14 protein-coding genes are annotated in these 12,502 nt (G+C 51.2%); 12 read left to right on the top strand and 2 right to left on the bottom strand.

Features of this window, described 5'->3' with window-relative positions; all coding sequences use genetic code 11:
• Positions 1–44 precede the first annotated feature (44 nt).
• Positions 45–1,292: a flagellin lysine-N-methylase gene (gene fliB, locus JD108_RS20095; RefSeq protein WP_198827697.1), complete on the bottom strand. Its 1,248-nt coding sequence runs from the start codon at positions 1,290–1,292 to the stop codon at positions 45–47.
• Between the two features lie 160 nt (positions 1,293–1,452).
• Between fliB and JD108_RS20090 the strand changes: the two genes are divergently transcribed.
• The 12 genes from JD108_RS20090 to JD108_RS20035 all read left to right on the top strand — a co-directional run bounded on the left by JD108_RS20090 (position 1,453) and on the right by JD108_RS20035 (position 12,162).
• Complete coding sequence (locus JD108_RS20090) at positions 1,453–1,809, top strand: flagellar protein FlaG (protein ID WP_198827696.1); 357 nt, start codon at positions 1,453–1,455, stop codon at positions 1,807–1,809.
• A 15-nt stretch (positions 1,810–1,824) separates the two neighbouring features.
• A complete protein-coding gene (gene fliD / locus JD108_RS20085) occupies positions 1,825–3,381 on the top strand; it encodes a flagellar filament capping protein FliD (protein WP_198827695.1) in 1,557 nt (518 codons plus the stop codon).
• Between the two features lie 25 nt (positions 3,382–3,406).
• Positions 3,407–3,799 (top strand): flagellar export chaperone FliS, encoded by a 393-nt coding sequence (gene fliS, locus JD108_RS20080; protein WP_198827694.1) that lies wholly within the window; start codon positions 3,407–3,409, stop codon positions 3,797–3,799.
• Positions 3,799–4,173, top strand: a complete 375-nt coding sequence (locus tag JD108_RS20075) for a flagellar protein FliT (RefSeq protein ID WP_198827693.1) — start codon at positions 3,799–3,801, stop codon at positions 4,171–4,173. Before fliS ends, JD108_RS20075 begins: the two co-directional genes overlap by 1 nt.
• Positions 4,174–4,314: 141 nt before the next feature.
• Complete coding sequence (gene pseG, locus JD108_RS20070) at positions 4,315–5,433, top strand: UDP-2,4-diacetamido-2,4,6-trideoxy-beta-L-altropyranose hydrolase (protein ID WP_198827692.1); 1,119 nt, start codon at positions 4,315–4,317, stop codon at positions 5,431–5,433.
• A gap of 68 nt (positions 5,434–5,501) precedes the next feature.
• A complete protein-coding gene (gene pseI / locus JD108_RS20065; protein ID WP_198827691.1) occupies positions 5,502–6,572 on the top strand; it encodes a pseudaminic acid synthase in 1,071 nt (356 codons plus the stop codon).
• 5 nt (positions 6,573–6,577) lie between these two features.
• Positions 6,578–7,522 (top strand): dTDP-glucose 4,6-dehydratase, encoded by a 945-nt coding sequence (locus JD108_RS20060; RefSeq protein ID WP_198827690.1) that lies wholly within the window; start codon positions 6,578–6,580, stop codon positions 7,520–7,522.
• 12 nt (positions 7,523–7,534) lie between these two features.
• Positions 7,535–8,743, top strand: a complete 1,209-nt coding sequence (pseC, locus tag JD108_RS20055; protein WP_228728227.1) for a UDP-4-amino-4,6-dideoxy-N-acetyl-beta-L-altrosamine transaminase — start codon at positions 7,535–7,537, stop codon at positions 8,741–8,743.
• Between the two features lie 74 nt (positions 8,744–8,817).
• Positions 8,818–11,055, top strand: a complete 2,238-nt coding sequence (locus tag JD108_RS20050; protein ID WP_198827688.1) for a hypothetical protein — start codon at positions 8,818–8,820, stop codon at positions 11,053–11,055.
• A complete protein-coding gene (locus JD108_RS20045; RefSeq protein WP_198827687.1) occupies positions 11,052–11,351 on the top strand; it encodes an EscU/YscU/HrcU family type III secretion system export apparatus switch protein in 300 nt (99 codons plus the stop codon). The genes JD108_RS20050 and JD108_RS20045 overlap by 4 nt, the downstream gene beginning before the upstream one ends.
• Positions 11,352–11,370: 19 nt before the next feature.
• Positions 11,371–11,844, top strand: coding sequence for a YaaR family protein (locus JD108_RS20040; RefSeq protein ID WP_323958388.1), 474 nt, complete (start codon positions 11,371–11,373; stop codon positions 11,842–11,844).
• Between the two features lie 60 nt (positions 11,845–11,904).
• A complete protein-coding gene (locus tag JD108_RS20035; protein ID WP_198827686.1) occupies positions 11,905–12,162 on the top strand; it encodes a helix-turn-helix domain-containing protein in 258 nt (85 codons plus the stop codon).
• A gap of 78 nt (positions 12,163–12,240) precedes the next feature.
• Here the strand turns inward: JD108_RS20035 and JD108_RS20030 are convergent, their stop codons facing one another.
• A complete protein-coding gene (locus tag JD108_RS20030; RefSeq protein WP_198827685.1) occupies positions 12,241–12,444 on the bottom strand; it encodes a polyribonucleotide nucleotidyltransferase in 204 nt (67 codons plus the stop codon).
• Positions 12,445–12,502 lie beyond the last annotated feature (58 nt).

Raw genomic sequence — 12,502 nt, 5'->3', positions numbered from 1 at the left:
TCTTCATTACCACCTTGTGATAATGAAGAAGAAAAAAGGATATATTAATTTTTTATCAGCAGCAGCATGTGACTCAATGTATTGAATCCTTTCTGTTGAATGTACGAGACAATCTTATTAATAAAAACATCACTATGTTCAATGTTTTTCGATACTGCAGAAATCATTCCGACAGCATATTGGGGATCAAAGTTTTCCTTATGATAACCTGACAGTCCAATTAATAACATTTTGATTAAAGAGTAATGTGCGATCATGAGCACGTAGTTATCGAATAAGTTTTTGGTTCGATTAAATGGGAAGAGAGTTTTAAACACGTAGTTGACTAAATAATTTTCAAGGATATATTCATGTTTTTCCATAAAAGGTTGATAATAATTCTGATAGGCTGAGATGTAGTTTTTAAGTATGCCTGATAAAGACTTCAAATTGTCAGGATTAACACCTTTTGTAAAATCAGTAAAATATGCTAGGAATCGTTCACCATAGCCACCGCTCTCTTTCTTTGATAATAGAATTTCAGTGAGGATGTTTAATTGAATAAACTCATTTGCGGGAATATCTTGTAATGCTTGATCAAAGGCACCCTGTTCTATACCTTTTACATATTCATTTATTAACTCCGGTATTTCTGACAACTTGTTTTCTTCCTGATATTCTTGAACGGTTTGATAAAAGATCCCCAGAATTGATAACCTTTCCCATAACTTATATTCACGGCTTTGTAAGACCTGAATCGTAAATACACGTAAATCCCAAAAAAAACGCTTGATACTATTTGCATAACGTGGATCTTCAAAGTTATACGAATTTCCGATAACATCCTTAATATTGATTGTTTCATCCGCGTGGGTAAATGACATCTTTTCCGGATTAAGAAGTGCCAAGCGGGCTGCTTCTGGACAAGAAAGAGTGGCTGCTTTCTCTATGACCCCATTTATGGTATTGAAAGTCCGCGGATAAGTCTTGCATGTATAAGAAAGATAACTTTCTCCAAGATTTAACTGGATATTACATAGCTTTGTCTCATTTAGGAATGGACAGCTTAAATCTTCCTTCATTTTTATTTTTGCATATCGATTATCTGTTGGGTTTTTTCGATTACGTACGACATTTTGGTCTAGTTGCTTGCTAAGCTCTTTATCCTTCGTTTTTTTGTATTTTTTATAAGTGGCTTTGTCAATTGACACACTCCAACCCGCACAACAGGTATCCTCACATTCTGAGCCGATACAGGCAAAGTACTTCATATATTCGGGAATCAAGAGTTTTATTGTACCTTGAGATGTCATGCTATCTGTCCTCTCTTCTCTGGCCTGGTGAAAAAACATCCTCCTTCCATTATCGGCAAATAGTTGACCAAGAATTAGAAAAGAAAAAGTGTTTGCTCTAAATTCCCCTCGTTCTTTTTCCGATATAAGTGGTAAAGACTGACGTTTCGGAGGGAGCAATATGGATTTCAAAGTAAGCGGAGTAACGATACCATCATCCTTTCCTGCACAGGCGTCAACCAGTCAGACTACAGAACCCGCCCCTGACATTCCTGTCAGCAAAGAAGTAAAAGAAGTAACAGATAAACAGCATTCGAGAGAGCAGCTGGAACAACAGGTCGACGTATTTAATAAGATGCTTCATGCCAATCAGGCACACGTCAAATTTGTCTTGCATGACGAATTGGGTGAATATTACGTCCAAGTCATAAACGATAAGACGAGTCAGGTCATTCGTGAGATTCCATCTAAAAAAATGATGGATACGGTTGCAAAAATGTACGAAATGATCGGGATTTTGGTCGATCAAAAAAGATAGAGGGGTGAATAATTGATGAGTCCCATACGAATTGGTGGGCTTTCGTCTGGAATCGATACAGACGGACTGATTAAAAAATTAATGTCAGCGGAAAGAATTCCGCTGGACAAGCTGAAACAAAAGAAACAAAAAGAAGAGTGGAAACGCGATATGTATCGGGAGGCAAATTCGCTCCTGTTGGAACTGAGGAATAAACTGGACGCATTACGTTATACCTCGACGTTTTCGAAAAAGAAGTTGGTTTCGACGGATGAATCAAAGGTGTCCGTATCTCTAAACGGGAACCCAAATTTGTCTTCCTATAACGTTTCTGATGTTACCCTGGCCAAGCTGGGAAATGGTGCTTCTGTCAAATTTAAAAATTCTGTACCGGATGCCATCACCAAACTGTCAGATGCAGGAATGGCTTCCGACCTCACTTTTGATCTGTCCGATGGTACACTCTCGAGTCAAATTACAATCAGTTCTACAGATAATATTAACCAAGCCATTCAAAAAATTAATGCAAAATCGGCTGAAACTGGTGTAAAAGCTGTTTATTCAGCGACGGAAAAGGCGATTATCTTCACTTCCACAACACCTGGCAAAGAGATCTCCATCTCGAATGTGAGTGATACCGGTAACGTTTTAAACATCCAAAATGGCTCTGTTACAGGTACCTCTAACGCGCCAGGGAGCAATTCCTTTGGAACAGATGAAAACGCAACGATGGTCGGCTATTATGCCAATAATCAGGAGCCTGGCAGCGCAACCATTAATGGCGTCACATACACTCTCACCAGTAATATGTTGACGGTGGATGGCATTACTTTTTCCTTCAAGCAGGATATGAGTACACCCGTTACGATTAATGCGGTAACCGATACGGACTCTATTGTTGATTCCATCAAAGAATTTACGGAAAAGTACAATGAAGTGATTGACTTTCTTCATAAAAAAATCGCGGAACCCGTTGAACGTAAATATCAGCCACTGACAGACGAAGAACGGGAACAATTAAGCGAGGATCAGATCAAGAAGTGGGAAGACAAAGCCAAAAGTGGTCTCTTGCAAAGCGATACGATGATTCAGAAGTCCTTAGATATGATGAGAATGGCATTCTATTCGACAATATCAGGTGTAGATCCTACTCTTGATACGATGGGGAAAATCGGAATCGGCCCAGCAAGACCGGACGGGAATAAGTATAATTACCTGGAAAAAGGAAAGATTCACATTGATGAGCAGAAGCTTCGTGAATCCCTGGAACAGAAGCCCGATTTAGTTACTAAGCTCTTCACCCAAAAAGGCAGCACGTTTGAGGAAAAGGGATTAGCTACCCGCCTCTACGAACAAATCAATGCCACGATGGACGAAATCAAAAAGAAAGCTGGAAATAGTACAACGACTAGCTATGCCAGCTACAGCATGGGCATAAATCTGAAACGCTATGATGATCAGATCAGCTTATGGGAAGATAAGCTGCTAAAAAAAGAAAATTACTATTGGAAGCAATTCTCCGCGATGGAAACAGCAATGAACAAGTACAGCGCCCAAGGAGCGTGGTTGACATCACAACTTGGCGGCCAGTAATACCCAATGAGGAGTGTGGGCAACGATGAATCGGGCTTTGCAAGCATATCAAAGAAACTCCACAACAACAGCTACACCAGCCGAGCTCACGATGATGCTGTATAATGCCGGAATCAAGTTCACCAAACAGGCAAAACAGGCGATCGAGAGCAAACAGATTCCCCTTGCGCACGACTCCATCATACGAATCCAGGATATCGTGCAAGAACTCATGATTACCTTAAACATGGATATACCGATTTCCAAACAGTTGTTCTCACTCTACGAATATATGCTCCACCGGTTAATTGAAGCCAACATGAAAAAGGACAACGCAATTTTGGATGAGATGGAAGATATGTTTATTCAGTTCCGTGACACCTGGAAAGAAGCCATGGTGCTCGCCAAGAAGCCGGTTGCAGAAACGGAGAGCACATAATGACATCCGATATGGATACCATTGTGGCAGAATATTATTCGGTAAGCCAATTGCTGTTGCATGAGGTGCAGCAATATGAGCTCGAGGGTGAAAAAGAGGCGGATAACTGGCTTTTGCTGTTAGATAAAAGAGAGGCGCTGGTTCAAGAATTACAACAGGGTCTCGCAAACGGGTACCAACTCTCCAAAAAGCAAAAGGATGTTCTTCACAGCTGTTTAGAATTGGACAAAGCATCTATGGATCGAATCAGCGAATGGATGGGTCTGATCCAAAACAAAATGAATCAAATCCAAAAAAGCAAAGTAACTGCTCAGCAATACAATGGTTACAGTATCCCCGAAGCATACGGCTCGTTTTTTGATAAAAGAAAATAGTTTTCTGTTTTGTTTCCCCCTCCCGTGAGATCTGGAGGGGATTTGTTTTTATTACCGTCCTTTAGCAAAAACGCACAATCACCCCCACTCCCCGCCGTATACACTGAACAAGAGAAAACCAAGCCACAGAGGTGAATCCCCATGCCTCACGCCCTTTTCCGAGCGGATGCCTCGCTGTACATGGGCAGCGGCCACATCATGCGATGCCTGACCCTGGCCCAATCACTGCGAAGCAAAGGGTGGCAGGTTTCGTTCGTGACCCGGCTTTTCCCCGGAAACCTGATCGACCACATCAAAACAGAAGGCTTCACTGTTCACGCCTTGCCAGCCCTCCCACAGCAACCATCACCGACCCATCCGACCGAAAGCGATCTCCCCTCTTGGCTAGGCACCGACTGGCAGGCCGATGCCCGGCAGACGGCTGCGGTTCTGCAGCAGCTTCCCGTTAAAAAAGTGGACTGGTTGATCGTGGACCACTACGGCATCGAGGCAAAATGGGAAACGTTCCTGCGCCCTTACACGAGGCGAATTCTGGTCATGGATGATCTCGCCAATCGTCCGCATTCTTGCGAGATTCTCCTCGATCCGAACGTCCTGTCTGCCCCGCGCCTGTCTATGACCCCCTATACCGGAAAAATACCCGCGAAGACGCGGCAGCTGCTTGGCCCGCATTATGCGCTTTTACGCCCGGAATTTGCCCGCCTGCGCGACAGGCGCCGCGTCTTACAGGTGGATCCGCAGCACATGCTGGTTTTTTTCGGGGGCAGCGACCCCTCCAATCAAACTAAAAAAGCGCTGGAAGCCTTGATGCTTTTGGAAGACTCCCAGCTGACGGCCGATGTCGTGATCGGAAAAAATCATCCCGATCCAGCCGGAATTCAGCAATTATGCGAGCGCACGCCGCACTTTTCTCTCCATGTGCAAACGAGCAGAATGGCGGAGCTACTGCTCCGTGCGGGGGTGGTGATCGGGGCAGGCGGGACCCATACGTGGGAGCGCTGCTGCCTGGGCGTCCCCTCTGTGATTGTAGCGGTCGCCGCCAATCAGGTGCCGTTGGCCAGAGCGGTCCATGAAAACGGAATGGCGCTCTACCTCGGGAGGGCGGAGGAGACGACCGTAGAGCAGATGGCGGAGGCTGTCCGGGGGCTTCGACAGAATGCGGCCCGCTTATCCCGAATGGCGGCTGCCTGCTGGCGCACGGTGGATGGGAAGGGAGCGGAGAGGGTCGTGGCCGCCATGGAGGAAACCGGCGGCGATTGATCGTTCGGGACAGGTTTCCATCCCCTTTTGCGTAGGTTCACCCATTTTTAGGGAGAGGAGGAGGGCTTATGGCAAGCAGAGGCATTTCCATCGGCAACAGAGTGATCGGTCCGGACCATCCGCCGTTTATCATCGCGGAAATGTCAGGCAATCACAACCAATCCTTGGAGCGGGCGCTGCAAATCGTCGAGGCAGCTGCCAAAGCGGGCGCCGATGCGCTGAAGATCCAGACCTACACCGCCGATACGATGACACTTGACCTGGAGCAGGAGGACTTCGTCATCCAGGACGCTGGCAGCTTGTGGAAAGGAAGGGCCTTGTACGACTTGTACCGCGAAGCGGCGACGCCGTGGGAATGGCACCAGCCTATTTTTGAACGCTGCCGGGAGCTGGGGATGATTGGCTTCAGCACCCCGTTTGACCACACATCGGTAGATTTCTTGGAGAGCATGGACGTCCCGCTGTACAAGATCGCCTCCTTTGAAAATGTAGATATTCCATTGATCCGAAGAGTCGCCCGGACGGGCAAGCCGCTGATCATCTCGACGGGGATGGCGACGCTGGCGGAGCTGGACGAAGCGGTGCGGGCTGCCAGAGAAGAAGGCTGCCAGGACCTGATTCTTTTGAAATGTACGAGTACCTATCCGGCATCGCCCGCGCACTCGAACCTCCGCACCATTCCCCATCTCAAACAGCTATTTGGCGTGGAGGCTGGTCTCTCCGACCATACGATGGGGATCGGGGTGGCGATCGCCAGTATCGCCCTGGGAGCCACTGTCGTGGAGAAGCATTTTACCCTGCGCCGTGCCGACGGCGGCGTCGATGCCGCATTCTCCCTGGAGCCGGAGGAGTTCCACAGCCTGGTCACGGAGACGAAGCAGGCCTGGCAGGGCTTGGGGAAAGTCGCCTACGGCCCGGGGGAGCATGAAAAGAAATCGCTGAGATTCCGCCGCTCCCTGTACATCGTCGAGGATGTCAAAGCGGGCGACAAGCTGACGCCGCAAAATCTGCGCGCGATCCGCCCGGGTTACGGACTTGCGCCCAAATTTTACGACATGCTGCTGGGCAAGCGGGTAAGCCGCGATATCTCAAGAGGAACACCCGCAGGGTGGGATATGTTTGATGACGGAAAGGGATGAAATCGATGAATGTACTCGTAACCGGCGGTGCCGGATTCATTGGACGATGGGTAGTCAAACGCCTGTTGGAGGACGGTCACCAGGTGTGGGTGTTGGATGACCTCTCCAATGGCAGGCGGGAGAATCTCTCTGAGTTTTTGCAACATCCCGGGTTTCGGCAGTTCCTGCAAGGGGACATCAAGGACGAAGCGACGCTCCAATCCTTGTTTGCCAACGGATTCGAGGTTTGCTACCACCTGGGTGCCAGCATTAATGTACAGGACAGCATCGACGATCCCCGCACGACCTTCAATAACGATACGGTGGGGACGTTTTACGTGCTGGAGCAGTGCCGGCAGCACCGCGTGAAGGTCGTCTTTATGAGTACATGCATGGTGTACGATCGCTGCCAGGACGAACAGGGCATCCGCGAAGAGCATCCGGTCAAGCCGGCTTCCCCGTATGCCGGTTCCAAAATCGCTGCAGAAAACATGGTGCTCTCCTACTACTACGCATACGGCTTGCCCACAGTGGTGATTCGACCTTTCAATACCTACGGCCCCTTCCAAAAGACGGGCGGAGAGGGCGGGGTCGTGGCCATCTTTCTCAAGCAAAAGCTGAATGGCGGCATGCTCCATATCTACGGCGACGGCACCCAAACCCGCGACCTTTTGTACGTGGAGGACTGTGCCCGTTTTGTGGCCGAAGCGGGCTATTCTGCCGCCGTAGACGGGCAGATCGTCAACGCCGGGCTGGGGCGCGATATCTCGATTAATGAGCTGGCGAAGCTGATCGTCCAGGATGAGAGCCGCATTTGTCATGTGGCGCATATTCATCCCCAGTCGGAAATCCAGAAGCTGCTCTGCAATTACGAGAAAGCGAGCGCTTTGCTCGGATGGAAACCGACCGTCTCTCTCGAAGAAGGGATTCGCCGCACAGAAGAGTGGATCCGCACGACAACGTTCATCTAGGGGGAAATGCACGTGAAACCGGTAAAAGAAGAACGGCTGGCGATCCATGGGGGGCAGCCGGTCCGGACTGCCTATCTGGCGTACGGCCGGCAGTCGATATCCGAAGAAGACATAGCCGCGGTGATCGAGACATTGCGCTCTCCCTATCTGACCCAAGGACCCAAGATCCGGGAATTTGAAGAAGCCGTGGCCCGCCTGGTGGGGGCCAAATACGCCGTCGCGTTTGCAAACGGGACGGCTGCCCTGCATGGCGCCTGTTATGCGGCCGGGATTAGCGCAGGGGATGAGGTGATCACCACGCCCCTTACGTTTGCAGCCAGCGCCAACTGCGTGCGCTATTGCGGAGGCACTGTCGTTTTCGCCGATATCCGGCCCGATACGTATCTGATCGATCCCGAGCAGATTCGCCAGCACATCACCCCGCGTACCAAAGCGATCATTCCTGTCGATTTTACGGGACAGCCCGCCGATATGGAGGAGATCATGAGAATCGCGCGGGATCATGGCCTCATCGTGATTGAAGACGCGGCCCATTCGCTCGGCGCCACGTACAAAGGGAAGCGAATCGGGAGCATCGCGGACATGACGATGTTCAGTTTTCATCCCGTGAAGCACATCACGACAGGGGAAGGGGGCATGATCACGACCGATTCGGAAGCGTTCTACCACCGTCTGCTGTTGTTTCGCAGCCACGGAATTACGCGCGACCCTGCGCGGATGCACCGCCAAGACGAGGGTGCCTGGTACTACGAAATGCATGACCTCGGCTACAACTACCGGATGACGGATATCCAGGCCGCTTTGGGGCTTTCGCAAATACGCGGACTGGATGCATTCGTGGAGAGGCGCAGAGCGATCGCCCGGCTATATGATGAGCTCCTTTCCCCTCTTCCTGTCATCTTGCCGTACCGGGCGCCGGAGCGTGAATCGAGCTGGCATCTCTATCTGATCGGGCTTCAGCTGGAAAAGCTCACAGCGGGGCGCAAGGAAATCTACGAGGCGCTTCTCGCGGAAAATATTGGCGTCAATGTCCATTACATCCCCGTGCACTTGCATCCGTATTACCAGGCAGCCGGTTATCCAAAAGGTCTGGCACCCCATGCCGAAGCGCTTTATGAGCGGATTCTTACGCTGCCGCTCTTCCCCGCGATGAGCGATGAGGATGTCCGAAATGTGGCCAGGGCCGTAGAAAAGGTGACCCGCGCTTTTGCTCGTGTGTAAACTCCCCGTCTGATTCTGTCGATATAGAAAGATAAGAGCAAAGTACGTGGCTATTCTTTGGGGAGTGAAGACGAATGAGAGTGAATCTACCCGCATCGATACATCCATCGCAGTCCGGTATCGGGACGCAATCGGCAGAGGGGCCGGGAGACCTTCCCCAAGCGAGAGCTTCTGTCTCGGCGTCTGCTGGCGGCGCACAGAGCCAGCCGGATGCAGACAGTGTCCTGCGCGGTCTGGGAATAGAGCCGACTCTCGAAATGAAGCAGTCTGCCAAAGTCCTTCTGGACAGCGGCGTTTCACTCAGCAAACAGGCGGCGCAGGATCTGAAAGAGTTCATGGGCAAGGCTCCCGGCAGCCTGCAGCAAAAGCTGGAAACCATTCAGGCCATCGCCGATAAAAAAATAGAAGTGACGTCAGGACATCTGCGGGCAGTCCATGAAGCCTTGCACGGCCAGCCGCTGACGGGTGCGCTCAGTGATTTGGCCCAGGCCGCCGGGGATGGCCTGGAAAGCCTGGATTCCAGCGCGAACAAGCTGATGGGCAAAGGCTCCGATCTGGAGAAGACCATGCAAAGCATCCGGGAGCGGATCGCCGGTCATGCGAGAATCTCCCCGCAGCTGGCGGAAAAGATCGGAAAAGTACTGTATGAAGCGGCCATCTTGCAGCAAGCAGGCAAAGAAGGAGAAGCCCGCTTGCTCTTGGCCAATTTGCTGCAGCAGCTATCCGCGATGGAAGGGAGCAATCCTGCGACGATCGGTCTCCCGCCTCTTGGTGAGCTTGCCGGCCCGAATGGCAAGGGGATGGCCCCTGCGGATGGCGCCGAACTCCGCCTGCTGGCCTCAGAGCTGAAAATCAAGGTGCAGCAGGGAGCGCCGCTGGAACAGCTGTTGTCAGAGTTCCGAGAGTCTCTGCAGCGGCTGCCCCAGCCTCATCAGGAGACAGCCTCTCGCGTCACACAAGCCCTGCAGCAAGCGGTCTCTCTCCACCAAGCAGGCTTGGAGCAAGCAGGCCGAGAGCTTGTGCTGAGGATGATCGATCAGGTCGCAGCTGATGGGGGAGCGGAGCCTGCAGCTCCGGCAGAAATGTCGCAGGCGGCCACGCCGTCGCCATTTGCTTACGAAGATCAGGCAGGACTCGATCTCGCTTCCTTTTTAACTTCAAAGGATCTGGTCGTGACCACCTTCACACAGCGATTGAATGAGGCTGCGGTCCAATTTCAAACCGCCAAGCGAGAGATCGTCAGAAATATCGACCATGTGATCCAGGTGGCAGAAGCCAACCGTTCCCAGGCCCAGGCCGCGGTCAAGCCGCTTCTGGAATCGACTATCGACCTTCTCGACAAAGCCATTTTGAAGAGCGACATGATGATGCTGACCGATATGGAGACGGAAAAAGAATTGATCAAAGCAAGCACGGATCTGGCGGAAGCCAAAAGACTTTTGTCCAGAGGCGAACAAGCGCAGGCATTATCCGTTCTTCGGGAGGTAAAAGCCAAGCTTGACGCGCTCAATTTTCGGCCTTCGGATACCCGGATGATGCACTTTGCGACCGGACAGAGTTTGTTTTCCGACAAAGTGCCGCAAGCCGCGCATCTCTTTGCGCAGGTGGCGGAGACAGCTCAGCATTTTCAGAACCACCCGCCCTCTGCGCGCAATACATTTGAATGGATCCGTACGTTGGGATTGAACTACGAGAGTGATCTTGCCGATTCCCATGCCAATCAGCACCAGCGGGGGCGGGAAGATCATCCGCATAATCTGAAGACGGCTTTGCTGCAGCTCAGCAAAGCGGGAGAGATGTCCACGGCCAAGAGCCATCCCGCGGTCGAGCAGGCGCTGCAAAATTTGACCGGGCAGCAGCTACTGAGCAAACCGGAGGCGGGCAATCAGCCGCAAAGCATGTTTTTCCAGCTGCCCTTGCTATTGGAAAACGGGCTGGAGAACGTCAAAATGTACGTAAACTCAAAGAATGAGGGGCAAAAAGTGGACTGGGAAAATTGCAGCCTCTACTTTCTGATCGAGACGAAAAAAATGGGACAAACCGGGATCCATATCAACGCTGTGGATCGAAACCTTTCGATCACGCTTAAAAATGACCAGCCCACCTTCAAAGAAAAGGTAGAATCGCTCGTCGCAAGCTGTAAGGAAAACCTCGCGGAGATCGGGTACAATGTGGTGGGAGTGAACTTTACGAGGTTTACGGAGCCGAAAAAAGACGAGAGGCAAGCAGGGCCCAACCGCCCGTCCCCGGCCATTCCTGCTTCAGCTAATGAGGCTGGCGCAGCCGCGAAAGGGTTTGATCTGAAGGTATGATCCGCAAATCATTCAACCAAAAACAGAGACAAGCGATCAACGGGCCGATGGCAGCCGTGATCCGCTACGACCAGGAGCGGGATTACGTCCCGACGATTACGGCTCAAGGCAGGGGGCAGCTGGCGGAAAAAATCGTGGCCATGGCCAGGCAAAACGATATTCCGCTGCAGGAGGACGCTTCTCTCATCAAGAACCTGATCGATATGGATCTCGGGGAAAATATCCCGCCGCAGCTGTATTCGGTCGTAGCGGAAATTTTGCTGCTGATCGAAGAAATGGAAAAACGAAGGGGATAGCCGGGAGACCCTCGTCATTTTGAAAGAGACACTGACGGAAAGGTACGGATCAATCATGGAAGTAAACAGGATCGGACAGGCATCCGTGGAACAGCGCAAGGCAAAACAGGATGTGCCGGCAGATCGGGTCGTTTTTTCGGAACTGATGAATAGAGGCAGAGATCAATTAAACGCGGAGCGGCTGCAAAAACTGATCGCGGACCTCGAAGACCAAGGAAAAATTCTCGCGGATACCCGAACGGTCGGGGACCTGCGCAAGTTTAAGTCATTGGTCAAGAGCCTTCTCGACGATGCTGTCAAAAATGGCCTTCGGTTGGAAGAGCAGCAAGGCTACAACCGGAGGGGGCGTTCGCGCGTGTTTAAAATTGTCAAGGAAGTCGACCAGAAGCTGCTGGAACTGACAGATGCCGTGTTAAAGAGTCAAGAGCCCGGTCTGCGCATACTTGAGCGCGTCGGGGAAATCAAAGGTTTGGTTCTGAATATTTACGCATAACTCCCTTTTTCGCCTGAGAAAAGGGCATCCGGGAAGCCATTCAATCGGGGAGGAACTTTTATGCCTGCAAAGGGGCAGACATTCAAAAAGTACACCACAGAGTTCAAGCTCCAGGCTGTGAAAATGTATCTGGAGGATGGTATGGGCTATAACAGGGTCATCCGCGAACTGAATCTGATCAGCAGCTCCTATATCCGCAGATGGGTAAAGAACTACCGGGAATTCGGCCTGGAGGGGCTGCAAGAGAGACGGGGTCAGAGAAAGACGGGCGCCAAGCTGGCGAGCGGAGGCGAACAGCTGGGCGGAGACGAACAGTAAAGGAAGAGGCGAGAAAACAGCAGGCTGCCGGTGCTTGGCAGCCTGCTTCTCGCTTTTTGGGAAAGAGCGGACGAAGGATCAAACGCTGATATCAATCACCTTGCCGGCTGTCGGATGGGGTGCCTGAGCTGCCTGCTGGATGCTTTGCTGCGTCTCGGCAAACTCCTGAAGCATGACCGTCGCTCCGGCGGCTTGTGTCGCCTGTGTCATCTTCAGCATGCTGAGACTGACGGTATGCTGAAGCTGGCTGAGCTGTGCGCCCATGATCGAGTTGATGTCCATGAGAGTTCCTCCTTTCCCAGAAATTCGCCTTCCCTTTTTTATCGGCTTGGCAAAGCTT

The sequence above is a fragment of the Brevibacillus composti genome (assembly GCF_016406105.1).
GTDB lineage: Bacteria > Bacillota > Bacilli > Brevibacillales > Brevibacillaceae > Brevibacillus > Brevibacillus composti.
This window is presented reverse-complemented; position numbering and strand designations above follow the sequence as displayed.

What these genes read in the sequence shown, in the direction of transcription:
- JD108_RS20090 (WP_198827696.1), top strand. Translation starts at nt 1,453, where the DNA reads ATGGATTTCAAAGTAAGCGGAGTAACGATACCATCATCCTTTCCTGCA.
- JD108_RS20050 (WP_198827688.1), top strand. Translation starts at nt 8,818, where the DNA reads ATGAGAGTGAATCTACCCGCATCGATACATCCATCGCAGTCCGGTATC.
- JD108_RS20045 (WP_198827687.1), top strand. Translation starts at nt 11,052, where the DNA reads ATGATCCGCAAATCATTCAACCAAAAACAGAGACAAGCGATCAACGGG.
- pseG (WP_198827692.1), top strand. Translation starts at nt 4,315, where the DNA reads ATGCCTCACGCCCTTTTCCGAGCGGATGCCTCGCTGTACATGGGCAGC.
- fliB (WP_198827697.1), bottom strand. Translation starts at nt 1,292, where the DNA reads ATGACATCTCAAGGTACAATAAAACTCTTGATTCCCGAATATATGAAG.
- JD108_RS20030 (WP_198827685.1), bottom strand. Translation starts at nt 12,444, where the DNA reads ATGGACATCAACTCGATCATGGGCGCACAGCTCAGCCAGCTTCAGCAT.
- JD108_RS20035 (WP_198827686.1), top strand. Translation starts at nt 11,905, where the DNA reads ATGCCTGCAAAGGGGCAGACATTCAAAAAGTACACCACAGAGTTCAAG.
- JD108_RS20060 (WP_198827690.1), top strand. Translation starts at nt 6,578, where the DNA reads ATGAATGTACTCGTAACCGGCGGTGCCGGATTCATTGGACGATGGGTA.
- JD108_RS20075 (WP_198827693.1), top strand. Translation starts at nt 3,799, where the DNA reads ATGACATCCGATATGGATACCATTGTGGCAGAATATTATTCGGTAAGC.
- pseI (WP_198827691.1), top strand. Translation starts at nt 5,502, where the DNA reads ATGGCAAGCAGAGGCATTTCCATCGGCAACAGAGTGATCGGTCCGGAC.
- fliS (WP_198827694.1), top strand. Translation starts at nt 3,407, where the DNA reads ATGAATCGGGCTTTGCAAGCATATCAAAGAAACTCCACAACAACAGCT.
- fliD (WP_198827695.1), top strand. Translation starts at nt 1,825, where the DNA reads ATGAGTCCCATACGAATTGGTGGGCTTTCGTCTGGAATCGATACAGAC.